At 60.5% G+C, this 23,739-nt stretch carries 21 protein-coding genes; 10 read left to right on the top strand and 11 right to left on the bottom strand.

Annotated features, from left to right (window positions below):
• The first annotated feature begins 32 nt into the window (after positions 1 to 32).
• The 7 genes from purM to MF6394_RS11460 all read left to right on the top strand — a co-directional run bounded on the left by purM (position 33) and on the right by MF6394_RS11460 (position 8,938).
• Positions 33 to 1,091: a phosphoribosylformylglycinamidine cyclo-ligase gene (gene purM, locus MF6394_RS11490; protein WP_014719398.1), complete on the top strand. Its 1,059-nt coding sequence runs from the start codon at positions 33 to 35 to the stop codon at positions 1,089 to 1,091.
• Positions 1,091 to 1,741, top strand: coding sequence for a phosphoribosylglycinamide formyltransferase (gene purN, locus MF6394_RS11485; RefSeq protein ID WP_044268401.1), 651 nt, complete (start codon positions 1,091 to 1,093; stop codon positions 1,739 to 1,741). The genes purM and purN overlap by 1 nt, the downstream gene beginning before the upstream one ends.
• An 8-nt stretch (positions 1,742 to 1,749) precedes the next feature.
• Complete coding sequence (locus MF6394_RS11480; protein WP_032895894.1) at positions 1,750 to 2,463, top strand: DUF3108 domain-containing protein; 714 nt, start codon at positions 1,750 to 1,752, stop codon at positions 2,461 to 2,463.
• Between the two features lie 841 nt (positions 2,464 to 3,304).
• Positions 3,305 to 3,493 carry a hypothetical protein gene (locus tag MF6394_RS11475; RefSeq protein ID WP_003193064.1) on the top strand — a complete coding sequence of 63 codons (189 nt, stop codon included), beginning with the start codon at positions 3,305 to 3,307 and terminating at the stop codon, positions 3,491 to 3,493.
• A 186-nt stretch (positions 3,494 to 3,679) separates the two neighbouring features.
• Entirely contained in the window at positions 3,680 to 5,605 is a 1,926-nt protein-coding gene (locus tag MF6394_RS11470) for an IucA/IucC family protein (protein ID WP_078466705.1), read from the top strand.
• Positions 5,595 to 6,815, top strand: coding sequence for an MFS transporter (locus MF6394_RS11465; RefSeq protein WP_078466704.1), 1,221 nt, complete (start codon positions 5,595 to 5,597; stop codon positions 6,813 to 6,815). Before MF6394_RS11470 ends, MF6394_RS11465 begins: the two co-directional genes overlap by 11 nt.
• 2 nt (positions 6,816 to 6,817) lie before the next feature.
• Entirely contained in the window at positions 6,818 to 8,938 is a 2,121-nt protein-coding gene (locus MF6394_RS11460; RefSeq protein WP_078466703.1) for a TonB-dependent receptor, read from the top strand.
• A gap of 66 nt (positions 8,939 to 9,004) precedes the next feature.
• Here MF6394_RS11460 and MF6394_RS11455 read toward each other — a convergent pair whose 3' ends face one another.
• From MF6394_RS11455 to MF6394_RS11425, 7 genes are all read right to left on the bottom strand, one after another.
• On the bottom strand, positions 9,005 to 9,550 hold the full coding sequence (locus tag MF6394_RS11455; RefSeq protein ID WP_003193073.1) for a DUF2058 domain-containing protein: 546 nt from the start codon (positions 9,548 to 9,550) through the stop codon (positions 9,005 to 9,007).
• 25 nt (positions 9,551 to 9,575) lie between these two features.
• Positions 9,576 to 10,409 carry a nucleoside triphosphate pyrophosphohydrolase gene (mazG, locus tag MF6394_RS11450; RefSeq protein ID WP_078466702.1) on the bottom strand — a complete coding sequence of 278 codons (834 nt, stop codon included), beginning with the start codon at positions 10,407 to 10,409 and terminating at the stop codon, positions 9,576 to 9,578.
• 153 nt (positions 10,410 to 10,562) lie between these two features.
• The gene (relA, locus tag MF6394_RS11445; protein ID WP_003193076.1) at positions 10,563 to 12,806 is read right to left on the bottom strand and encodes a GTP diphosphokinase; all 2,244 of its coding nucleotides are present in this window, start codon (positions 12,804 to 12,806) and stop codon (positions 10,563 to 10,565) included.
• A gap of 121 nt (positions 12,807 to 12,927) precedes the next feature.
• Positions 12,928 to 14,280, bottom strand: a complete 1,353-nt coding sequence (gene rlmD, locus MF6394_RS11440) for a 23S rRNA (uracil(1939)-C(5))-methyltransferase RlmD (RefSeq protein ID WP_044275009.1) — start codon at positions 14,278 to 14,280, stop codon at positions 12,928 to 12,930.
• Positions 14,280 to 15,182: a cysteine synthase CysM gene (cysM, locus tag MF6394_RS11435; RefSeq protein ID WP_003193080.1), complete on the bottom strand. Its 903-nt coding sequence runs from the start codon at positions 15,180 to 15,182 to the stop codon at positions 14,280 to 14,282. The genes rlmD and cysM overlap by 1 nt, the downstream gene beginning before the upstream one ends.
• Before the next feature lie 105 nt (positions 15,183 to 15,287).
• Complete coding sequence (locus tag MF6394_RS11430) at positions 15,288 to 15,887, bottom strand: tRNA-uridine aminocarboxypropyltransferase (protein WP_069557106.1); 600 nt, start codon at positions 15,885 to 15,887, stop codon at positions 15,288 to 15,290.
• A gap of 7 nt (positions 15,888 to 15,894) precedes the next feature.
• The gene (locus tag MF6394_RS11425; protein ID WP_032895879.1) at positions 15,895 to 16,788 is read right to left on the bottom strand and encodes a LysR family transcriptional regulator; all 894 of its coding nucleotides are present in this window, start codon (positions 16,786 to 16,788) and stop codon (positions 15,895 to 15,897) included.
• Positions 16,789 to 17,045: 257 nt separating this feature from the next.
• Here MF6394_RS11425 and speB point away from each other — a divergent pair, with 257 nt between their 5' ends.
• Together speB and MF6394_RS11415 are read left to right on the top strand one after the other, a co-directional pair.
• A complete protein-coding gene (speB, locus tag MF6394_RS11420; protein ID WP_078466701.1) occupies positions 17,046 to 17,996 on the top strand; it encodes an agmatinase in 951 nt (316 codons plus the stop codon).
• Positions 17,997 to 18,130: 134 nt separating this feature from the next.
• Positions 18,131 to 19,513, top strand: a complete 1,383-nt coding sequence (locus tag MF6394_RS11415; RefSeq protein ID WP_078466700.1) for a sodium:solute symporter — start codon at positions 18,131 to 18,133, stop codon at positions 19,511 to 19,513.
• A gap of 177 nt (positions 19,514 to 19,690) precedes the next feature.
• Here MF6394_RS11415 and MF6394_RS34930 read toward each other — a convergent pair whose 3' ends face one another.
• Complete coding sequence (locus tag MF6394_RS34930) at positions 19,691 to 19,813, bottom strand: PA1414 family protein (RefSeq protein ID WP_003193089.1); 123 nt, start codon at positions 19,811 to 19,813, stop codon at positions 19,691 to 19,693.
• A 142-nt stretch (positions 19,814 to 19,955) separates the two neighbouring features.
• Positions 19,956 to 20,849, bottom strand: a complete 894-nt coding sequence (gene ptrR / locus MF6394_RS11410) for a putrescine utilization regulator PtrR (RefSeq protein ID WP_069557109.1) — start codon at positions 20,847 to 20,849, stop codon at positions 19,956 to 19,958.
• Between the two features lie 104 nt (positions 20,850 to 20,953).
• On the opposite strand from ptrR, the gene MF6394_RS11405 reads away from it, so the two are divergent.
• Positions 20,954 to 22,132, top strand: a complete 1,179-nt coding sequence (locus MF6394_RS11405; protein ID WP_069557110.1) for an MFS transporter — start codon at positions 20,954 to 20,956, stop codon at positions 22,130 to 22,132.
• On the opposite strand, the gene MF6394_RS11400 is transcribed toward MF6394_RS11405, so the two are convergent.
• Together MF6394_RS11400 and MF6394_RS11395 are read right to left on the bottom strand one after the other, a co-directional pair.
• Positions 22,076 to 22,474 carry a DUF2177 family protein gene (locus tag MF6394_RS11400; RefSeq protein WP_044275016.1) on the bottom strand — a complete coding sequence of 133 codons (399 nt, stop codon included), beginning with the start codon at positions 22,472 to 22,474 and terminating at the stop codon, positions 22,076 to 22,078. The genes MF6394_RS11405 and MF6394_RS11400 overlap by 57 nt on opposite strands.
• A 111-nt stretch (positions 22,475 to 22,585) precedes the next feature.
• Positions 22,586 to 23,422 carry a CvfB family protein gene (locus tag MF6394_RS11395; protein ID WP_044275017.1) on the bottom strand — a complete coding sequence of 279 codons (837 nt, stop codon included), beginning with the start codon at positions 23,420 to 23,422 and terminating at the stop codon, positions 22,586 to 22,588.
• Between the last annotated feature and the right edge of the window lie 317 nt (positions 23,423 to 23,739).

Genomic DNA, 23,739 nt, shown 5'->3' with positions numbered 1-23,739 from the left:
TTACCCAGAAATCCCCCCTAAAGGCCTGGATCATGAGCAAGCAACCCTCCCTGAGCTACAAGGACGCCGGTGTAGACATCGACGCCGGTGAAGCATTGGTCGAACGCATCAAGAGCGTCGCCAAGCGCACTGCGCGCCCTGAAGTCATGGGTGGCCTGGGCGGTTTTGGCGCCCTCTGCGAAATCCCGGCCGGCTACAAGCAGCCTGTACTGGTGTCCGGCACCGACGGCGTGGGCACCAAGCTGCGCCTGGCCCTGAACCTGAACAAGCACGACAGCATCGGCATCGACCTGGTCGCCATGTGCGTCAACGACCTGGTGGTGTGCGGCGCCGAGCCGCTGTTCTTCCTCGACTACTACGCCACCGGCAAGCTCAATGTCGAGACCGCTACCCAGGTCGTGACCGGCATCGGTGCTGGCTGCGAACTGTCGGGTTGCTCCCTGGTGGGCGGTGAAACCGCTGAAATGCCAGGCATGTACGAAGGCGAAGACTACGACCTGGCCGGTTTCTGCGTCGGCGTGGTGGAAAAAGCCGAGATCATCGACGGTTCCAAAGTAGCCGCGGGTGACGCCCTGCTCGCCTTGCCATCGTCCGGCCCGCACTCCAACGGTTACTCGCTGATCCGCAAGATCATCGAAGTGTCCGGCGCCGACATCGAGAACATCCAGCTCGACGGCAAGCCACTGACCGACCTGCTGATGGCGCCGACCCGCATCTACGTCAAGCCACTGCTCAAGCTGATCAAGGACACCGGCGCTGTCAAGGCCATGGCCCACATCACCGGTGGCGGCCTGCTGGACAACATCCCGCGCGTCCTGCCAAAAGGCGCCCAGGCGATTGTCGACGTGGCCAGCTGGCAGCGCCCGGCAGTCTTCGATTGGCTGCAGGAAAAAGGCAACGTCAACGAAACCGAAATGCACCGCGTGCTCAACTGCGGCGTGGGCATGGTGATCTGCGTTGCGCAGGAACACGTTGAAACCGCACTGAACGTGCTGCGTGAAGCCGGCGAGCAACCTTGGGTCATTGGCCAGATCGCCACTGCTGCCGAAGGCGCAGCCCAGGTTGAACTGAAGAACCTCAAGGCTCACTGATGCCCCAGACCTGTGATGTCGTGGTGCTGCTTTCCGGCACCGGCAGTAACTTGCAGGCCCTGATCGACAGCACGCGCACCGGCGACAGCCCGGTGCGCATCGCTGCGGTGATTTCCAACCGCAGCGACGCCTACGGTCTGCAACGCGCCCGTGACGCGGGTATCGATACTCGCTCCCTGGATCACAAGGCGTTCGACGGTCGCGAGGCCTTCGACAGCGCCTTGATCGAACTGATCGACGCCTTCAAGCCCAAACTCGTGGTCCTTGCCGGTTTCATGCGCATCCTCAGCGCAGATTTCGTCCGGCACTACGAAGGGCGCCTGCTCAATATCCACCCTTCCCTGCTGCCCAAGTACAAAGGCATGCACACCCACCAGCGCGCCCTCGACGCCGGCGACAGTGAGCATGGCTGCAGCGTGCACTTTGTGACCGAGGAACTCGATGGCGGGCCTCTGGTCGTACAGGCAGTGGTTCCGGTAGAGTCAGGCGACTCGGCGCAGACGCTTGCGCAACGGGTTCATACCCAGGAACACAGGATTTACCCGCTGGCTGTTCGCTGGTTTGCCGAAGGACGGTTGATTCTTGGCGACCAGGGTGCATTATTGGACGGCCAGTTACTCGCGGCCAGCGGCCACTTGATTCGAACCTAGGAGATTTTATGCGTCGCGCCCTGCTTTTCGCTTTTGCGCTGTTCGCTTTGCCTGCCGTACAAGCGGCAGACCTTCACCCCTTCTCCGTCAGCTACACCGCCGACTGGAAACAACTGCCCATGAGCGGTTCGGCTGAACGCAGCCTGGCCAAGAATGGCGACGGTACCTGGACCTTGAATTTCAAGGCCTCGATGATGATTGCCAGCCTGACCGAAACCAGTGTGATCCTGTTCGACAAGGACACCCTGCAACCCAAGAGCTACAGCTTCGAACGCGGCGGCCTGGGCAAGGCGAAGAAGATCAACCTGGATTTCGACCAGAGCGCCAAGAAAGTCACCGGCTTTGAAAACAAAGACCCGGTCAATGTCACGCTCGAAAGCGGCATGCTCGACAAGTCCACCTATCAACTCGCCCTGCAGCGTGATGTGGCTGCGGGCAAAAAGAGCATGAGCTACCGCGTGGTTGAGGGTACTGATACCGATACCTACGACTTCCGCGTGATCGGCTCGGAAAAAGTCCAGACCAAGGTCGGTTCGATCGACGCGATCAAGGTCGAGCGCGTGCGCGACCCGTCGCAGAGCAAGCGCATCACCCAGATGTGGTTTGCCAAGAACCAGGGCGGCATCCTGGTTGCCCTGCGTCAGGTTGAGACCGATGGCAAGGAATACAACATCATGCTGCAGGATGGCACTGTTGACGGTAAGGCCGTCAAGGGTAGCTGATTGGGCTGATGTGCTGGAAAGAGCCTCGCTGAATGCGGGGCTTTTTTTTGCCTGGCATTTTTAGGAGGAGCCACTACCGCTATCGCAGCATAGGTATCTACACAACTTCGGTACGACGCTAAACCTGTGGCGAGGGAGCTTGCTCCCGTGACGACCGGACAGCCGACGCCCATCTATCTGGCACCCCGCGATCAACCTGTGGGAGCGGGCTTGCTCGCGAAGACGGCCTAACAGTCAACACAGTTGGACCGGGTACATATCCGTTATTTAGGTAACGGCCACCTAGGGTTCCGCTCTGACAGCGGCTCACTTTTGAAAAGCGCAAAAGTAAGCAAAACGCTCTTGCCCCACCACTCGGCACCTCGCTTAGGCTCGGTGTGCCCGTAATCCGCCAGAGATTTGGGGGGCCGCCGCCACGCGCCATCCATGGCGCGGGGCGGCTAAACCGGCATCCCTGCCGGTTTACCCCCCAAATCCCTGTCGAATTCCGGCCAGCGTGGTTTAACGGGGCGCTTAAGATCAAAATCAAAAGCAGATCAAGAGCGGCTCGCTTCGCATCGTGGTTACCGTCTGCTGCTACAGCCTACAAAGTTGTGTAGATACCTATGGCTTGCCTGCGATGGCGGTGCCGAGGTCAACCTGGCCGCCCGGAACATGAAACTTTTGTCATAAAGCCCCGGTGGTGGCGACGCAATGCCTTGGTTTACGCGGCCTCCAGCATTGTTGCGCTTCCTGCAATGAATTATTGCGCGCAAAATCAGTTTACTTAGCAAGCTAACAAATCATATAACAGAGGCCTGCGACGACTTGCCGCAGATCAACCAGAGATTGGAGCAAACAGATGACTGTAAAAGTAACTGAACGCGACGATGAACATATGTCCCATGAGGCCGTAGGCCACGGGATTCACATCTGGGATGTCCATCAGCAAGACGTATTGGTCGGCATGTTTCACAACGAGAGCGACGCCCATAATTATAAAAACGAGCTCGAAACTCTCGAACTGCAACGCCAGGCAAAAAGCTCCTGAAGCTCTGAAATCATGTTGACGCCCGGCCCACGCAGCCGGGCCGTCTACAAGAAACCGCGCCTTTGGAGCGCGGTTTTTTTGTCAATAATCGCCATAAATTAATGTAACAAAAACACACACAAATAATGATTCTCGATATCATTCGTGCACCTTTCATTCAGGCTCACGAATCAGGGAATCAATTAGATGCATGGAAACAGCAGCAAGCCAGAAAACGCGTTACTGCAACGCTGGAGCGAAGCACTTGCCACCGAGCAATTTCAGGCCAGCCACATCAGCCTCCAAGCCCTGATCAAAACGCTGGCACCCGCCGCCGAACGTAGCTTCCAACGCCTGATCCAAGCTTTGTTTCGTGAAAGCCTGCTGGACCCCAGCACCCTCATTTATGACGAACATGGGCATTGCTCACTGACACTGCCTTGCCAGGCCCGACTGCGTTTCGAACATTTGCGTCCTGGCCGCATGGCAAGCTGGGACCTGCGCGGCGAAGTCATCCTGTTGCGCCAAGGCCAGCCCGAACAGAAAATCCAGTTCCCCTCACAGTTGTTGACGTTGCTTAACGCCAGCCTTGAGTCGCCTGCCGACCGGGAAGTGCTCAACCGCCTCAACGTTGAGATCGACGACAGCTTCATCAACGACACCTTGTGCCTGGCCTTCCATGAGCAATGGACGCTCAAGTTGCAGGCGTCCATGGACCCAGTGCATCAAGACAACCTGCTGAGTCATCTCAAAAACAGCCCGAGCGTTATCAACCCGACTTCCGTGCTTGAACAGTGGGGAACATTGGGTCACCCATGGCACCCCAACTACAAGACCAAGCTGGGCCTGAATACCGAGCAAGTCATCGACTATTCGCCAGAGTTCGAAGCACGCTTCCCGGTGCTGCTGTGTGCGCTACATCGCCAGTTTGCCCATGTCGAAAAGTTGGCCGGTACCGCCGATTACTGGCAGTGGTGGAACGAGCACTTCCCGCAAGCGGCACAGCAATTGACCGCAGCCCTGCAAGCACAGGGTCTTGAGGCAGGCGATTATCTGCCATTGCCCGCCCACCCTTGGCAGGCACGCCAGGAGCTGCCCCAACTGTTCGCCAACGAAATCGGCGACAAGCTGCTGGTGCTGACCGATATCGTCGCGTTTACCGCCCACCCCACCATGTCATTCAGGACCGTGTTACCTGAGGGCCGTCGCGATGCGCCGATGGTCAAGCTGCCCGTGTCACTGCGCCTGACCAGCGTACAGCGCACCGTATCGCCGCGCTCAGCGCGCATGGGTCCACGGATCAGCCATCTGCTGCTGAGCATCCTGGAACGCGAACCGGTCATTCAAAAACGCCTGAACATCGTTCCCGAGCGGATCGGCGTGCATTTCCAGCCACAACCGGCCAATGATGAGCACTCCCGCCACTTGGCGGTGCTCTATCGCGACAATCCCCAGAGCCAGCTCCAGCCAGGGGAAATGGCCGTGCCAGTGGGCAGCCTGTTTGCCATTGATCAACACGGCCAGCCACTGCTACGCCAGTGGGTGCGCCTGAGCCAAGGCAAGGATGACGCGGCGGCCATGCTCGCGTTCTTCCATGACTACGCAGCGATCACCGTGCCAGCACTGCTGGGCATGTACTTGCGTTATGGCATCGCTTTTGAGGCCCATCAGCAAAACTCCTTCATGGTGATGGCCGCAGACGGACAATTGAGCCGCCTGTTGCTGCGCGACTTCGGCGATATCCGAATCGACCGCAAGACCTTGCACGCCCATGGCCTCGACATTGAACTGCACGACCCGAAGATGACGCTGTACGACGACGCCGGTTTCGTACGGGACAAACTCCTGCACACCGTATTCATGTGCCATCTGGGCGAGCTCATCCTGCTTGCCGCGCGCCACTTCGACATCCCCCAGGCGCTGCTCTGGGATGAACTATCGGCACAGGTCAGCCAGTGTTTTGACGACCTGCGCTCGCAGGTTGATCCGCAGCGCTGGGCCACCGAACGCGAAGCACTGCTGGAGCACGCGTGGCCGGCCAAGTCGTTCATGCGCATGCGCCTGCTGGAGAGTCATGCCGATATCGTCGGGCGTCTGCCTAACCCGTTGAGCGCGGCCGCCAATGCCGACTAACAACACAGCGCTGCGGCTGCTGGTGGTGATTCAGTTGGTGTCGATGGGAGCGATGGAAATGAGCGGCCCGTTCTGGCCGCTGCAAATCCAGAAGCTGCTGGGCGTTGCCAATGCCCAGTACACCGGCCTGCTGTCTTCGCTGGTGTATGCAGGGCCAATGATGGCGGCGATGATCCTCACACCCATGTGGGGGAAACTGGGCGACCGCACCGGCCATAAGCTCATGATTATCCGCGCGCTGCTGGCGTTAGCGGTGTGCCAGGCGCTGGCTGCAATTACGCCTGATCCATGGTGGCTGGTGGCTATCCGTGTAGTACAAGGCGCATTGGCCGGTTTCATCGCCGCAGCCCAAGCCTACGCGCTGGCCTGCTGCGGTGACGGCGGACGGGGGCACATTCTTGCCCGGCTGCAATCAGCCACCGCCGTAGGTTCCCTGGCCGGGCCGGTGTTGGGCGGCTGGCTGATGGACATATCCGGTTTCGCATTGCTGTGCTACAGCGCCACCGGCGTCTGCCTGTTGTGCGCGATAATCAGCGCGTTTTTACCCAGCGACTCACCACGATCGAGACCCGCCCGCACGTCCCAGCCTGCCGCACTCCCCAAAGGCTGGATTGGCGCGATGCTGGGGATCATCGTATTGATCCAGGCAGCCAGGATGATGCCGCAACCGTTTTACGCCCTGTATGTCGCCGAGGTTTTGCACGCACCCGCGTGGCTGATCGGCGCCAGCTATGGCGCCAGCGCCTTGACCCTGGCACTGTCCGCGCCGTTGTGGGGCCGCCTGTTCGATCGGCATCAGCCAGCCCATACGCTGCGCATCATCGAGTGGGTCACCTGGGCCTGCGCGGTCACGCTGGCCTGCACGGCACTGGCCAGTGAATGGTTGGGTTTTATCGCCAGCCGGCTGCTGTGGGGCGTGTGGCAGGGTGCTTTGTTGCCCGTGGCCTACACACTGATCGCCACTACCGTAGCGCACAACCAGCAGGGTTTTGCCCTGGGCATGGGCAACAGCGCCGCCAAAGCCGGTGCACTGTGCGGCGCACTGTTGGGCGGTATCGGCATGGGATGGGTGGGCCTGGCGCACAGCTTCTGGCTGGTCGCACTGACCTACGCCTTGGCCGCCATGAGTATCCGCGCCATCCGTTCGTTTGCGCGAGCGCCTGAGACATCCGATTTTTCTGTCAATACTTCTAATAACTCTGAGACATGATCATGAACACATCGCAATGGGCAGTACTGCTGCCACTTCTTGGGTCGATAAGCGCCCCTGCCTGGGCCGATCAGACCGAGCAGACACCGGCAACGCCGACCAGCCTGCAACTACAGGCGACAGTGGTTTCGGCCACGCGCAGCGAAACCAGCATTGCGCAGATTCCAGGCTCGGTGCAGGTGATCAATCAAGAGCAGATCCGCCAGCAGACGGGTGCAGGACGTCGGGTCGCCGATATCCTCGGCCAACTGGTGCCTGGCATTGCGCCCTCCAGCGGCGGCATGAGCAACTTCGGTCAGACGCTTCGCGGGCGTAATACCCTGATCCTGATCGACGGGGTTTCGCAAAACGCCACGCGCGATAACTTCCGCCAGCTCAACAGCGTGGCACCAGAAAGCATCGAGCGTATCGAAGTGATCTCTGGCGCCAGCAGTGTCTATGGCGCAGGCGCATCGGGCGGCATCATCAACATCATCACCAAACGCAACCAAGGTGAAGACCTGGCGTTCAGCAGCAAGATCGGCATGACCGCCGGCAACAACCTCAGCCACAAGGGGTTCGCTTACCAGGCGTTCCAAAGCGCCACCGGGCGCAAGGGCCCGGTGGACTGGTACCTCTCGGGCAACACCGTACAGCGCAACGATCAGTTCGACGGTAATGGCAAGCGCATTCCCCAGGACACGTCCCAGGGCAGCAACATGGACACCGATACCTACGACCTGCAAGGTCGCTTCGGCTATGAGCTTGATGATGACAAGAAGATCAGCCTGTCGCTGCAAGACTATAAAGACGAACAAGACACCCGCTACACCAAGAACCCCCGCATCACCAGCGACGCAGTCGCCGTAAAAGGCCTGGACCTGGGCGACCAACCCTACACCCATAACCAGGCGGTCAACCTCAACTACGCCGACAAGGATTTTTACGGCCAGGGCTTGCAGGTCGAAAGTTACTGGCGGCGGGCGGATGCACTGTTCTTCCCGGACCTGTCCCGAGGCCGGGCAGGCGTGTCAGACAACAACAGCGTGCAGGACGTCTACGGCCTGCGTGCAGCGGTCGATACCCAGATGCCGGACATCGGCCCGGCAACGGGCAACCTGGTATGGGGCGCGGACTACGACCATGAAACCTCACGCCAGCGTGGCGACCAATACCGGGTCAATGGCCTGACCTACACCAAAACCGGTACCACGTTCGAACTGGGCCCGGACATCGAGACCACCACCAAAGCCATCTTTGGCCAACTGTCCTACGACATCGACAACTGGACCTTGCGCGGTGGCGTACGTCGCGAGTGGATTGAGAGCAAGGTCTCTGACAGCATCGCGTATGGCGAAATCGTCCAGACCGGCAACCGCGCGACACTGCCCGGTGGCACGCTCAAATACGATGACACGCTGTATAACCTCGGTGCGGTGTACCACCTGACCGACAACCAGGATGTGTTCGTCAACTTCAGCCAAGGCTTTTCCCTGCCGGATATCCAGCGCTTCCTGCGTGACGTGAGCAGCAAATACGATATCCAGGACCTCAATGCCCAGGCCCTTAAAGTCGACAGCTACGAGCTGGGCTGGCGCGGCGACTGGGACAAGTGGCAGGCCAGTGTCACCGCGTATGAAAACACCTCGGATGTCACGCAGTTCTATGATGCCAATGATCGTGTGCTGCGCCTGATCAATCAGAAAGAGCGCGTGCGTGGCGTCGAAACCGGCCTGACCTATAACATCACCGACCAATGGTCCGTCGGCGGTACTTACGCGTACGCCAAAGGCGAGACCCAGCAGAACGGCAAGTGGATCGACTTGCCTGCCACCCGCATCTCTCCCGCCAAGACCACAGCCTTTGTCGGCTATGAGCGTGACGACTACAGCCTGCGCTTGCAGGGCATGCGCCTGGCCAATTACGACGCGGCGGCCAAGGACAACAACGGTCGCGATATCCAGGGCTACACCCTGGTTGACCTGCTGGGCTCGGTAAGGCTACCGGTAGGCCGCCTGGAAGGTGCGGTGTACAACCTCACCAATCGCAACTACCAGAACATGTTCGCCCAGGCCAACGCCCGTGCACCGTACCCGAATGCCGAGGGTCGTACCTTCAGCCTGAGTTACGCCGTGGATTGGTAACAGGCTGACGCTGCACGCTTAAAACACAAACCCCGCCTTTTGGCGGGGTTTGTCGTTTCTAGATGCTTACCACATCAGATCATCAGGGATCTGGTAAGCGGCGTACGGATCGTCCTCATCCGGCACCTGGCTTTCGGTGAGGATGTTGAGCTGCACGATACGCTCCGGCGCGCGCTCCTGGATCTTCAGCGCGGCCTCGCGCGGGATCACCTCGTAGCCGCCACCGTGGTGCACGATCGCCAGGGAACCGTTGCTCAGCTTGTTGCGCATCAGCGTGTTGACCGACAGGCGCTTGACCTTCTTGTCATCCACGAAGTTGTAGTAGTCCTCGGTGGTCAGCTTGGGCAGGCGTGAGGTTTCGATCAGTTGCTTGACCTGGGCGGTACGCGCCTTGGCCTCGGCTTTTTCCTGCTGCTGACGGTTCAGCTCCTGGTCACGCTTGACCTTCTCGGCCTGGGCCTCGGCGGCCAGGCGCGCCTGGGTGTCATCGACTTCGGCCTGGCCTTTGTGGACCAGGCGCTGCTGTTTCTGTTTCTCTTTGCCGACCTGCTTGGCCTGCTTTTGGTTGACCAGACCTGCTTTGAGCAACTGGTCGCGAAGGGAAAGGCTCATGGTGCTTACTCACTTAGGCAACTGCTCAACCGCAGTTGGACACATTCTTTTCCTGACGTTTGGCTTCACCCCAGAGGGCGTCCAACACTTCGAGGGTGCAATCTTCTATGGGTTGGTGTGTATCGCGCAATGCCTGTTCGATAAATCGGAAACGTCGTTCGAACTTGGCATTGGCGCCGCGCAAGGCGGTTTCCGGGTCGACCTTGAGGTGACGCGCCAGGTTGACCGCGGCAAACAGCAGGTCGCCGACTTCATCGGCAATGGCTGCCGAGTCGTTATCGGCCATGGCTTCGAGCACTTCGTCCAACTCTTCGCGCACGTTGTCCACCACCGGCAACGCGGACGGCCAGTCGAAACCGACCTGGCTGGCGCGCTTTTGCAATTTGGCCGCACGGGACAACGACGGTAAGGCGGTGGGCACATCATCGAGCAGGGAGAGTTGCTCGGGGGCGTCGGACTTTTCTGCGCGCTCCTCAGCCTTGATCTGCTCCCAGCGCTGCTTGACCTGTTCTTCGCTCAACTGCGGGATATCCAGCGGCGCGTACAGGTCGCCGGTTGGGAACACGTGAGGATGCCGGCGAATCAACTTACGGGTAATGCTGTCGATCACGCCGGCAAATTCGAAGCGCCCTTCTTCGCGGGCCAGTTGGCTGTAATAGACCACCTGGAACAGCAGGTCGCCCAGCTCGCCTTGCAGATGATCGAAATCGCCGCGCTCGATGGCGTCGGCCACTTCATAGGCTTCTTCCAGCGTGTGCGGGACGATGGTGGCGTAGGTTTGCTTGATGTCCCACGGGCAGCCGTACTGCGGGTCGCGCAGGCGGCTCATCAGGTGCAGCAGGTCTTCGAGTGAATACATCAATCTCTTTCCGCTGGAGTGAAAACACTGAAAATCCAATGTGGGAGCGGGCTTGCTCGCGAAAGCGGTGGGCCAGTCGACACATCCGGCACTGACAAACCGCATTCGCGAGCAAGCCCGCTCCCACAGGTTACTGCGTGTTCATTCAGATTTTCATGGTGTGCGGTTGCGCCGGGTTTCGATGATGTTCGGCAACTGGGAAATCCGCCCCAGCAACCGCCCGAGTGCGTCCAAACCCGGAATCTCGATGGTCAGCGACATCAACGCAGTGTTGTCTTCCTTGTTCGAGCGGGTGTTGACCGCCAGCACGTTGATCCGCTCGTTGAGCAGCACTTGCGAGACGTCACGCAGCAGGCCGGAACGGTCGTAGGCACGGATGATGATGTCCACCGGGTACGTGAGCACCGGCACCGGGCCCCAGCTGACCTGGATGATCCGCTCCGGTTCGCGCCCGCCCAACTGCAGCACCGAGGCGCAATCCTGGCGGTGAATGCTCACGCCACGGCCCTGGGTGATGTAGCCGACAATCGCGTCGCCCGGCAACGGCTGGCAGCAGCCGGCCATCTGCGTCATCAGGTTGCCCACGCCCTGGATCTGGATATCGCCACGCTTGCCCGGCTTGTAGCCAGTGGCTTTGCGCGGGATCAGCTCCAGCTGTTCGTTGCCGCGCTCCGGCTCGACCAGTTGCTGGGCCAGGTTGACCAGTTGCGCCAGGCGCAGGTCGCCCGCGCCGAGGGCGGCGAACATGTCTTCGGCGATCTTCATGTTGGCCTTTTCGGCCAGCTTGTCGAAGTCCACCTGAGGCAGGCCCAGGCGCGCCAGTTCGCGTTCAAGCAAGGTCTTGCCGGCGGCGACGTTCTGGTCACGCGCCTGCAGTTTGAACCAGTGGACGATCTTCGCCCGCGCCCGCGAAGTGGTGATGTAGCCCAGGTTCGGGTTCAGCCAGTCGCGGCTCGGCGTGCCGTGCTTGCTGGTGATGATCTCGACCTGTTCACCGGTTTGCAGGCTGTAGTTGAGCGGCACGATGCGCCCGTTGATCTTGGCGCCGCGGCAGTTATGCCCGATTTCGGTGTGCACGCGGTAGGCAAAGTCCAGCGGCGTGGCGCCCTTGGGCAGGTCGATGGCGTGGCCGTCGGGCGTGAAGATATAGACCCGGTCCGGTTCGATATCCACCCGCAGCTGTTCGGCCAGGCCGCCGATGTCGCCGAGCTCTTCGTGCCATTCCAGCACTTGGCGCAGCCAGGAAATTTTCTCTTCGTACTGGTTGGACCCGGCCTTGACGTCGGTGCCCTTGTAGCGCCAGTGCGCGCACACCCCCAGCTCGGCCTCTTCGTGCATGGCGTGGGTGCGGATCTGCACTTCCAGCACCTTGCCTTCAGGGCCGATTACCGCCGTGTGCAGCGAGCGGTAGCCGTTTTCCTTGGGGTTGGCGATGTAGTCGTCGAATTCCTTGGGGATGTGCCGCCACAGCGTGTGGACGATACCCAGCGCGGTGTAGCAATCGCGCATTTCCGGCACCAGCACGCGCACCGCACGCACATCGTAGATCTGGCTGAAGGCCAGGCCCTTGCGCTGCATTTTGCGCCAGATGGAATAGATGTGCTTGGCGCGGCCGCTGATATCGGCGTCCACGCCGGTGGCCTGCAACTCCGAACGCAACTGGCCCATTACGTCGCTGATAAAGCGCTCGCGGTCCAGTCGCCGCTCATGCAGCAGGGTGGCGATCTGTTTGTATTGGTCGGGTTCCAGGTAGCGGAAGGACAAATCCTCCAGCTCCCACTTGATATGGCCGATGCCCAGGCGATGGGCCAGCGGCGCGTAGATGTCGAAGACTTCGCGGGCCACGCGGTTGCGCTTTTCGTCATCAGCGGTCTTTACCGCCCGGATCGCGCAGGTGCGTTCGGCCAGCTTGATCAGGGCGACGCGCACGTCGTCGACCATCGCCACCAGCATTTTGCGCAGGTTCTCTACCTGGCCCTGGGTGCCCAGCACCATCGACTGGCGCGGGCTGAGGCTGGCGCTGATGGCCGCCATGCGCAGCACGCCGTCGATCAGCTTGGCCACCACCGCGCCGAAACGCTGGCTGACCAGCGGCAACGCAATGTGCCCTTCGCGCACGCCGCGATAGAGCACGGCGGCGATCAGCGAATCCTGGTCCAGCTTGAGATCGGCGAGGATCTCGGCGATTTCCAGGCCGGTGCGAAAACTTGAAGTGCCTTCGGCCCACAGGTTCTTGGCCGCATTGTCTTGCTGTTCAGACTCACGAGCGAACTCGCAGGCTGCTTTCAAGGCTTCACGGTCCAGTGCCGGGTCGACACTGACGGCATGATCCAGCCATGCCTCGAGATTGATACTGCCGTCGGTGTTGATCGGCTGGTGTGCTCTCACCTGTACCATCTTGCTTACCTTCCCTACGACGCACCTTGGATGCGCCAAAATCATCGCCGACTTTTACTGCGAGCTCCGTGGCAGTGTTCAGGCCCTGGAGAACGCAGGCCAGTCGGATTAAACGGGCATCCTAGCCCGCTTCAAATAACGCCATGGCCTCGACATGCGCGGTCTGCGGAAACATGTCGAGGATCCCGGCACGCTTTAGCCGGTAGCCTTGCTTGACCAACTCAACTGTGTCCCGCGCCAGCGTGGCTGGGTTGCAGGACACATACACCAGGCGCTTGGCCCCCAAGGCTGCAAGTTTGCGCACAACCTCCAGGGCACCATCGCGGGGTGGGTCCAAGAGTACCGCAGAAAAGCCCTGTTTGGCCCATTCTGCGTCGGTCAAAGGCTGGGACAAATCGGCCTGAAAAAACTGCGCGTTATGCAAATGGTTGCTGACGGCATTGAGCGCCGCACGCTCCACCATGGCCTGCACGCCCTCCACCGCCACCACTTCGCGCACATTGCGAGCCAGTGGCAGGGCAAAGTTGCCCAGGCCGCAAAACAGGTCCAGTACCCGTTCGTCGGCTTGTGGCGCCAGCCATTGCAGGGCCTGGGCGACCATCGCCTGGTTGACCCCGGCGTTGACCTGCACAAAGTCACCCGGGCGGTATGCCAGCTCCAGATCCCAGGCATCCAGGCGAAAGCCCAGGGCCTGGCCCGGTTCGACGGGCTCCGGCTGCCCTTCCCCGTGCAGCCACAGTTGGGCGTCATGGAAGGCGCAGAATTCCTTGAGGATCTGCAGGTCAGCCTCGGACAACGGTGCCATATGCCGCAGCAACACGGCGATGGACGAACCGCTGAACAACTCGACATGCCCCAACGCCTGCGGTTTGCTCAAGCGACGCAGCATCGTTGGCAAACGCTGCATGATCGGTTGCAAGGCCTGTACCAGCACCGGGCAATCATCGATAGCGACGATGTCCTGGCTGGCCACGGCGCGAAAACCCACTTCGAGTTTCTTCGCCTTGGCGTCCCAACGTACGGCCACGCGGGCGCGGCGCCGATAACCGAATTCCGGCCCGCTCAACGGCGCTGCCCACTCCTGCGGCTCGACGCCGGCCACCCGAGACAATTGCTCGGCGAGCATGCGCTGTTTCAGGGCAAGTTGTTCTTCATGGGGCAGGTGCTGCACGCTGCAACCGCCGCAGCGGCCAACATGGGCGCAGGGTGCCGGGCGACGCAGTTCGCTGGCCTGAAATACCCGTTCGGTACGCGCCTCGACCACTTTGCCATGGGTGCCCAACACCCGTGCTTCCACCTCTTCACCGGCCAACGCGCCATTCACAAACCAGGTGCGGCCTTCAAAGAACACGATGCCCCGGCCGTCATTGGCCAGGCGCTCGATGGTCAGGCGCTGTTTCTTGCCCACGGGTATCTGTGGGGCCCGGCTGCCGCCCGTCGGTTGGAAGCGCAGGCCTCTCTCGTGCTTGGCCATCAGTTGGGTTCGTCGAAAATGCCGGTCGACAGGTAACGGTCGCCTCGGTCACAGATGATCGCGACGATCACCGCGTTTTCCACTTCTTTGGACAAGCGCAACATACCGGCCACGGCGCCACCGGAGGACACACCGCAGAAAATGCCTTCTTCACGGGCCAGGCGGCGGGTAGTGTCTTCGGCTTCGCGCTGGGCCATGTCGATGATGCGGTCTACCCGCGTGGCGTTGTAGATCTTCGGCAAATACTCTTCGGGCCAACGACGAATACCCGGGATGGCCGCGCCTTCCATCGGTTGCAGGCCGACGATCTGGATCGCCGGGTTCTGCTCCTTGAGGTAGCGCGAGTTGCCCATGATGGTACCGGTGGTGCCCATGGAGCTGACGAAGTGGGTGATGGTGCCCTGGGTCTGGCGCCAGATCTCCGGGCCGGTGCTGGTGTAGTGCGCCTCGGGGTTGTCGCCGTTGGCGAACTGATCGAGCACCACGCCACGGCCTTCGGCGGCCATGCGCTCGGCAAGATCACGGGCGCCTTCCATGCCTTCTTCCTGGGTCACCAGGATCAGCTGGGCGCCATAGGCGGTCATCGCCGCCTTGCGCTCGGCGCTGCCGTTGTCGGGCATGATCAACACCATTTTGTAGCCCTTGATCGCCGCGGCCATGGCCAGGGCGATCCCGGTGTTACCCGAGGTGGCTTCGATCAGGGTGTCGCCGGGCTTGATCTGCCCACGCAACTCGGCGCGGGCGATCATCGACAGCGCCGGGCGGTCTTTGACCGAGCCCGCCGGGTTGTTGCCCTCGAGTTTGAGCAACAGGGTATTGCTGGTTTCACCCGCCATGCGTTGCAAGCGGACCAGGGGCGTGTTGCCGACGCAATCGGCGATTGTTGGGTACTGCAAGGTCATGGCGTATTCGCAATCCAGACTGCGGGGCGCACATCATACCGGGAAAGGCCGGCGGGCCATATCACGCAAAGTGCGGTGCTTATGGCTTAAAGGCATAAGCAGCGTTTATGTCGGGTCGCCATGGTTACGCTGGAAAACTTCATCGCCCATTGCGGCAATCTGCCCTTCGATCAGCGCTTCAAAGGGTTTGAGCAGCGGCTCGAACGACGTCGGCGCTTCCAATACCTGCAAGGCTTGCGTGATCGCTTCGACCGTCGACAAGGCGCCAGGCCCCGGCGCTTTGCGCAAGCGATAGCGGGAAACGCCGCTTTCGACCAAGGTCACCCGGGGCAATGCCGCCAGCAAAGGGTTGAGGTGCAACAGCTTGCGTGCCTTGCGCCAAGTGCCATCGGGAACCACCAACAGCAGTGGCTGATCGTCAGGTGCATAGGCGTGCAGCGGCTCGGCGTCATCCGCCGGGAACAACAGCCGTGCCCGATAGCCAGGCGGGTTCAATAGCGTCGCCAAGTCATCAAACACCTCCCCCACCACCAACTGCGCATTGTTCAGGCCCAACGCCGCCAACCGCGCCGTATTGAGCGCATGGCCGACCTCGCTCGGGTGCTGCAACAGCAACACGCGGGTGCGGCTGTCGAGGTGGGGGATCAGCGCACAGAGGCAGTGCGTGGTCGGGCGCAGGCAGCGCGGGCAGTGGGGTCGAGACATGGTGTGTTCAGGCCTGGTTGAGCTGGGTCTTGAGCAAATCGCGGAAGGTCTGGATCAGTGGCTCGCGGCTGCGGCCACGGCGCATGATCATCGAAAACGGTGCCTGGTAGCCGAAGGTGGCTGGCAGCAGTACACGCAGGTCGCCCTTGTCTGCCCAGGCCTGGGCGTAGTGCTCCGGCAGGTAGCCAATGTAAGCGCCCGACAGCACCAGAATCAGTTGCGCTTCCATACTTTCCACCGTCGCAGCGCTGTGCTTGAAGCCGTGGCGCGCCAGTTCGGCCTGGCTCCAGTAACCTCGCCCGACCATGCGTTGCTGGGTGATCACTTGTTCCGGGATGCGCCGCTCGTTGAACAATGGGTGCCGGGTGCTGCAATACAACCAGTGCTGTTCGCGGTACAGCGGCATGTAGACCAGCCCGCTCATGCGGTTGGAAAACGCGCCGATGGCCAGGTCCAGACGGTTGTCCTGAACCCCCAGTTGCAATTCGTAGGGGCTCATCACCGACAGGTGCAAATGCACTGCCGGGTGCTCCAGGCTGTAGGCGCCAATCACTTCAGCGAACGGCAAGGCCTTGTCGCTGACGGTGGAGTCAAGCACCCCGAGTTTGAGGGTGCCGCGCAATTCGCCTTTCAACGCAGCGGCGTATTGCTCGAAACCTTCGAGTTCGCCCAACAGGCGCAGGGTTTCCTGATGAAACAGTTCGCCCTTGCTGGTCAGGCTGAAGCCGCCACGGCCACGATGGCACAGCACCAGGCCCAAGGCAGATTCGAGTTGGCTCATGTAGGTGCTGATGGCCGACGTCGACAGGTTGAGTTCGTGCTGGGCATTGGCGAACCCTTGATGGCGCACGACGCTGACGAAGATGCGCAGCAGTTTCAAATCGGGCAAGGCGTTGGCCATGGGGGCTCCATAAACTGCAACTAACTGTAGAAGCGAGCTTGCTCGCGAAAAACCTGAGGACGCCGCGCACATTCTGGGGCTGCGCATCATCGTTGACGTTTTTCGCGAGCAAGCTCGCTCCTACAGGGATCAGGGAGTTTAACCCAGGCTTTAGTTTAGAAAAATCTGAACTAAGTATTTGCCTCTGCCGATTCTTCCCACGCCAGGCTTTTCGCAGAATCGGCCATCAATAAACAAAACAACGATGAGGCAATCCCGTGGACAAGATTCTCCACCAACCACTGGGCGGCAACGAAATGCCGCGCTTCGCCGGCATCGCCACCATGATGCGTCTTCCCCACCTGCAAACGGCCCAGGGCCTGGATGCTGCCTTTATCGGCGTACCCCTGGATATCGGCACCTCGCTGCGCGCCGGTACGCGCTTCGGCCCCCGGGAAATCCGCGCCGAGTCGGTGATGATCCGGCCCTATAACATGGCCACTGGCGCCGCCCCGTTCGACTCACTGTCGGTAGCCGATATCGGCGATGTGGCGATCAACACCTTCAACCTGCTCGACGCGGTGCGCATCATCGAAGAGGCCTACGATGAGATCCTCGAGCACGACGTCATCCCCCTGACCCTGGGCGGCGACCACACCATCACCCTGCCGATCCTGCGGGCGATCCACAAGAAACATGGCAAGGTCGGGCTGGTGCACATCGATGCCCACGCCGACGTCAACGACCATATGTTCGGCGAGAAAATTGCCCACGGCACCACCTTCCGCCGCGCCGTGGAAGAAGGCTTGCTCGATTGCGACCGCGTGGTGCAGATCGGCCTGCGTGCCCAGGGGTATACCGCCGAAGACTTCAACTGGAGCCGCAAGCAAGGCTTTCGCGTGGTCCAGGCCGAAGAATGCTGGCACCACTCCCTCGCGCCGCTGATGGCCGAAGTGCGGGAAAAAGTCGGCGGCGGCCCGGTGTACCTGAGCTTCGATATCGATGGCATCGACCCCGCCTGGGCGCCCGGCACCGGCACCCCGGAAATCGGCGGGCTGACCACCATCCAGGCCGTCGAAATCATCCGTGGCTGCCAGGGCCTGGATCTGATTGGTTGCGACTTGGTAGAAGTGTCGCCGCCCTATGACACCACCGGCAATACCTCGCTGCTGGGCGCCAACTTGCTGTACGAGATGCTCTGCGTACTGCCTGGCGTCGCGCATCGCTGATACAGCGTCTTCACATTAACAACCCAGGGGATCTAACAGGTCCCCACAACGATGTACCTGACTTTCGCTCGCGTGTTTACCGAGCCAGCTGCCGCCTGATCGCCCATAAAAAATATAATCGGAGAACCGCCGTCATGGCTTTGGATTTATTCGTCGTACTCATCTACGCCGCCGGCATGCTGGTGCTCGGCTACTACGGCATGCGTCGCGCCAAAACCCACGAAGACTACCTGGTCGCCGGCCGCAACCTCGGCCCATCGCTGTACATGGGCACCATGGCCGCCACGGTGCTGGGCGGTGCCTCCACCGTCGGCACCGTGCGCCTGGGGTATGTGCATGGTATTTCGGGTTTCTGGCTGTGCGCCGCGCTGGGCGCGGGCATCATTGCCCTGAACCTGTTCCTGGCCAAGCCCCTGTTGAAGCTGAAAATCTTCACCGTCACCCAGGTCCTGGAAAAACGCTACAACCCCATGGCCCGCCAGGCCAGCGCTGTGATCATGCTGGCCTACGCGCTGATGATCGGCGTGACCTCGATCCTGGCCATCGGCACGGTGCTGCAAGTGCTGTTCGACCTGCCGTTCTGGATGTCAGTACTGGTGGGCGGCGGCGTGGTGGTGGTGTATTCGACCATCGGTGGCATGTGGTCGCTGACCCTCACCGACATTGTGCAATTCGTGATCAAGACCGTCGGCTTGATGTTCATCCTGCTGCCGATCTGCCTGTACCGCGTCGGCGGCTGGGACGAACTGGTGGCCAAGCTGCCAGCGTCGAACTTCAGCTTCACCGCGATCGGCTGGGACACGATCATCACCTACTTCATGATCTACTTCTTCGGCATCCTGATCGGCCAGGATATCTGGCAACGGGTGTTCACCGCCCGTGACGAAAAGGTCGCCCAGTACGCAGGCACTTTTGCCGGCTTTTATTGCATCCTGTACGGCCTGGCCTGTGCGCTGATCGGCATGGCTGCCCATGTGCTGATCCCGGACCTCGACAACGTCAACAATGCCTTCGCCGCGATCGTCAAAGCTTCGCTGCCGGACGGCATTCGCGGCCTGGTCATCGCCGCCGCGCTGGCCGCCATGATGTCCACCGCCAGCGCCGGCCTGCTCGCCGCCCCCACCGTGTTGACCGAAGACCTGCTGCCCCGCCTGCGCGGCGGCAAGTCGTCGAGCCTGCGTATCAACCGCCTGTTCACCCTGTTGACTGGCATTGCCGTGCTGGGTATCGCCTTGGTGGTGAACGATGTGATCAGCGCCCTGACCCTGGCCTATAACCTGTTGGTGGGCGGTATGTTGGTGCCCTTGATCGGCGCGATCTTCTGGAAGCGCGCGACAACCTCGGGCGCAATCACGTCCATGAGCCTGGGCTTTGTGACCGCGCTGGTATTCATGTTCAAGGATGGGTTGGATGCAAACACGCCGATCTACTGCAGCCTGGCGGTGGCGCTGGTGAGCTTTGTACTGGTGAGCTTGCTGTCGCGTCGACCCGAGAAAGTGGCGGCTGCGGTGGTTTGAGCTATAACAAGGACGGGAATATTTTCTTCAGCGGGCACGACGTCGGAGGTCGCGCCCGTTTTTTTCGCCGGGTACAAAATAATTGTGGGAGCGGGCTTGCTCGCGAAAGCGGTGTGTCATTCAACCTTTTCGTTGACTGATACACCGCTTTCGCGAGCAAGCCCGCTCCCACATTTTTTAGCGGCGACGTGGCCGACGCTGCTCGTCATCCGTGCGGATCGGCACCGGTTGCAGTGGAGGCTCGATCAAGCCCAATGCAACACCAAGGTCGTGGAGCCAGTTTTGGATTTTCTCTTTCATGATTGCCCCCTTTGAGGGTAGTGCTGGCCGGCGTGAGTTCTGTCGCCGTTTCCTACAGTGATAGTAGCCCTAAGTCCTAGGTAATGCTTGAAGGAAACCACAACGAACTATTACTGAATTGATCCGAATCCTGACGGATCGTTCAAGCAATGGCACGTGTGTCTTGCACGCATCGCGGGTTGCCGTCTTGCTGCAGGTCGATCCATGCATTGAGGTTAGCGCCGAGCATACCCTTTCGCCACATCAGCCAGGTGGTCGCAGTGGCAAAAGGCCCGGTCAGCGGATGAACGGACACGCTGTCCTTGCCGGGAAGGCTTGCGAGCATGGACTCAGACATCAACGCCACGCCGGAACCCGCGATCACGCAGGCGAGCATGCCTTGGTAAGACTCGATCTCGATGGCTCGCCCCATCGCCACACGCTCGTGGGAAAACCAGGTTTCCAGGCGCGTGCGGTAGGCGCAACTGCGCCGGAACGTGAACACCGCACGGCCCGCCACATCCTGGGGGCCGCGTACTGGCGGGTGATCAGCCTCGCAAATCAGCACCAGGCGCTCTTCGCACAGCGGTACGCCATCCAGGGTGGCGATGGTCAGCGGGCCGTCGACGAAGGCTGCGTCCAGGCGTCCGGTAATCAGCCCTTCCAGCAACTCCCCACTGGGCGCCGACTGCACCTGCAGGTTCACCATGGGGTAGGTCTTGTGATAGCGCGCCAGCAGCTTGGGCAAATGAACCGCGGCAGTGCTGTACATGCTGCCCAGGACGAAATCGCCGGCGGGCTGCCCCCCTTGTACGGCGCCGTGGGCTTCATCATGCAGCGCCAGCAGGCGAGTGCTGTAGTCCAGCAGTACCTTGCCCGCCGGAGAAAGCTGCAAACGCTGGCGCTCGCGCACGAACAGGTCGACACCCAATTGCTCTTCCATTTGTTTAAGCCGGGTCGACAGGTTGGACGGCACGCGATGCAGGCGCTCGGCGGCGCGGGTGATGGAGCCCTCTTCCGCCACGGCCTGGAAAATGCGCAATTGACTGAACTCCATTACTTTCTCCAAAACTGAACAAGTTACTCACTATTATTCAATTTTACAGAAAGTCAATCCGTCTTAGCCTGCCAGGCATTCGCTTCTTTGCAGGAAACCTGAACATGTCCCCGCTGATTCGTTTACTCGCCAGCTTCGTCGCCCTGATGATGGCCATGGGCATTGGCCGCTTCGCCCTGACTCCGCAAATGCCGCATTTGCTCAGTGAAGGCCAGATCGACCTGACCGGCGCCGGCCTGCTCGCTGCTGCCAATTACCTGGGTTATTTCGTCGGCGCGGTGGACTCGATCTTTGCCCGTAGCCATCAGCATGTGCGCGGGCGCCTCTACGGCGGGTTGTGGCTGTGCGTATTGCTGACCCTGGCGTCCTCCTGGGCTAACGGGTTCTGGCCGCACTTGTTGCTGCGCTTTGGCACCGGGGTCGCCAGTGCCTGGGCCCTGGTGATGATTACCAGCCTGAGCCAGCCACTGGCGATTGCCGCTGGCCGCCCGCGCCTGGGTGCGTTGGTGTTTGCAGGGCCGGGGTTGGGGATTGTGCTGACGGGGCTGCTGGCGTTGGTTTCCAACCTATTAGGGCAAAGCTCTGCCACGCTGTGGTTGCTCTACGGGACGGTAGCGCTGGTGATGCTGCTGGCGATCCTGCCGTTTTTACCCAAGCCGGCCGTCACGGTTACTCAGGTCTCCAGCGCGGGGAGCAACGGCAGCATCGCGCACTTGTGCTGGATTTATTTCCTGTACGGCCTGGGCTACATCATCCCGGCGACCTTTCTTTCGCAGATGGCCAGCGCACAATTCCAAGGCGCCTGGCAGGCCGATCTGTTCTGGCCCTGCTTTGGCTTGGCGGCCGCGCTGGGTGTAGGGGTGGCGAGCCTGCGCCGCAAGCACCCGAATACCACCCGTCGCTGGTTGATGGCGACTTTATGGCTGCAAGCGGCCGGGGTGTTCGCCTGCCTGCTTGGCAATGGCTGGGGCTTGGCGCTGGGCGTGTTGCTGTGCGGTGCGCCATTTCTGGCTTGCATGCAACTGGTGATGGCACGGCTCAGAGAAGTCGCGCCCCATGGCTACCAACGCAGCACGGGGTTGCTGACCGCCAGCTTCGCCGTCGGCCAATTGAGCGGGCCCCTGTTGGCGTCGGTCAGCAGCCACCTCAGCGGCGGCCTGCAACCGGCGCTGGTCGTCGCCGGTACCGGGTTGTTATTAGCCGGTTCAGTACTGATCAACCGCCCGCTACCGGCGCAGCCGATTTGCACACCAGTGGCCAACGGTGCAGCAAATGGCGGTTAGGCAGGTGCCCCACGCCATGTCCATCAGCGCCAACCCGGCAGACCAACCCTGAAGCGTGGCCCAGTTGCTCAGGTCATAGGTGCCGTAGGCCACTAGGCCAAGCAAGGCGCCCAAACGCGCGGCGCGCTGCCAACTGGCGCTGGGCAAGACCACCAATACTACGCAACCGAGGACATACAGGAGATAGAACAATACCGCAGGCAACAGGCGTGGCTGATCAAGCATCAGCGCGCCGAGCAGGGATTTATAGGTGGAGCCCATGAGCACGCCGAGCCAGAGGCCGTCGAGGACCAGGAAGGCGAGCAAGGTGCCGAGGTAGGCAAAAACCGTTCTTTTCGACATGACACAACCCTGTAGAAGCGAGCTTGCTCGCGAAAAACGTACATCCGACGCCACACTGCGCCTGGAATATTTTCGCGAGCAAGCTCGCTTCTACAGGAGAGCAGCCTGTACTCAGCTTAGTTCAATGCGGTCCGCATGAATCACGATCTGCCCTTGCTTGTAGAGCGCGCCAATAGCCTTCTTGAAGTTGCCCTTGCTCACGCCGAACAAGTTGCTGATCACCGCCGGGTCGCTTTTGTCGCTGACCGGCAGGGTGCCGTTGTTGTCGCGCAACTTGGCGAGGATCTTCGAGTTCAGGCTGGAGGCCGCTTCCTGGCCCACCGGTTGCAGGCTCAGGCTGATGTTGCCATCGGCGCGGATCTCTTTGATGAACCCCTTCTCTTCCTTGCCCGGGCGCAGGAACTTGAACACTTCGTTCTTGTGGATCAGGCCCCAGTGCTTATTGTTGATGATCGCCTTGAAGCCCATGTCGGTGGCTTCGGCCACCAGCAAATCGACTTCCTGGCCCACCTGGTAGTTGGCCGGCGTCTTGTCCAGGTAACGGTCAAGGCGAGCGGTGGCGGTGATGCGCTTGGTGTGCTTGTCGAGGTAGACGTGCACCACGCAATATTCGCCCGCGGTCATCTGGCGTTTTTCTTCGGAGTACGGCAGCAGCAGATCCTTGGGCAATCCCCAATCAAGGAACACGCCAATGCTGTTGACTTCCACAACTTTCAAACTGGCGAATTCACCGACTTGAACTTTGGGTTTTTCGGTGGTGGCGATAAGTTTGTCATCGCTGTCCAGATAAATGAAAACGTTGAGCCAGTCTTCATCTTCACTGGGAATATCTTTAGGGATATACCGATTAGGCAAGAGGATTTCCCCATCTTGCGCACCATCGAGGTACAAACCAAAGTTAGTGTGCTTGACCACTTGCAAGCTGTTGTAGCGCCCGACTAAAGCCATTTCCAATACCCTCATTGCGTGGGCGGCATTCTACCCGAGTTGGGCCCTGCACGCGCGCGCGCCTGAAAAATCGCGGACTGGCATGGCGTTCCAATGGCAGCGCCCCACTCGTCTGATCGTTCGGTTCACTTTGAGCAGGCCACCAGCGGGCCACCCAGGCTGTGGTTTCTTGCTAAAACAGTAAGTTAGCGCGTTATTTCGGCGCTGAACTTCGGCTATTTCCAACGCTGCGTATTAATTCTGAGGGATATTTGCCAAGCAATTGTCAAGTATTTCCTGTACGATGCCTGGCCAAGTTAATTTTCTACAGGTTAGTG

This window comes from Pseudomonas sp. MF6394 (genome assembly GCF_002018845.1).
Classification (GTDB): Bacteria; Pseudomonadota; Gammaproteobacteria; order Pseudomonadales; family Pseudomonadaceae; genus Aquipseudomonas; species Aquipseudomonas lactis.
The sequence above is the reverse complement of the archived record's forward strand: the minus strand, read 5'-3'. Positions and strand labels throughout refer to the sequence as shown.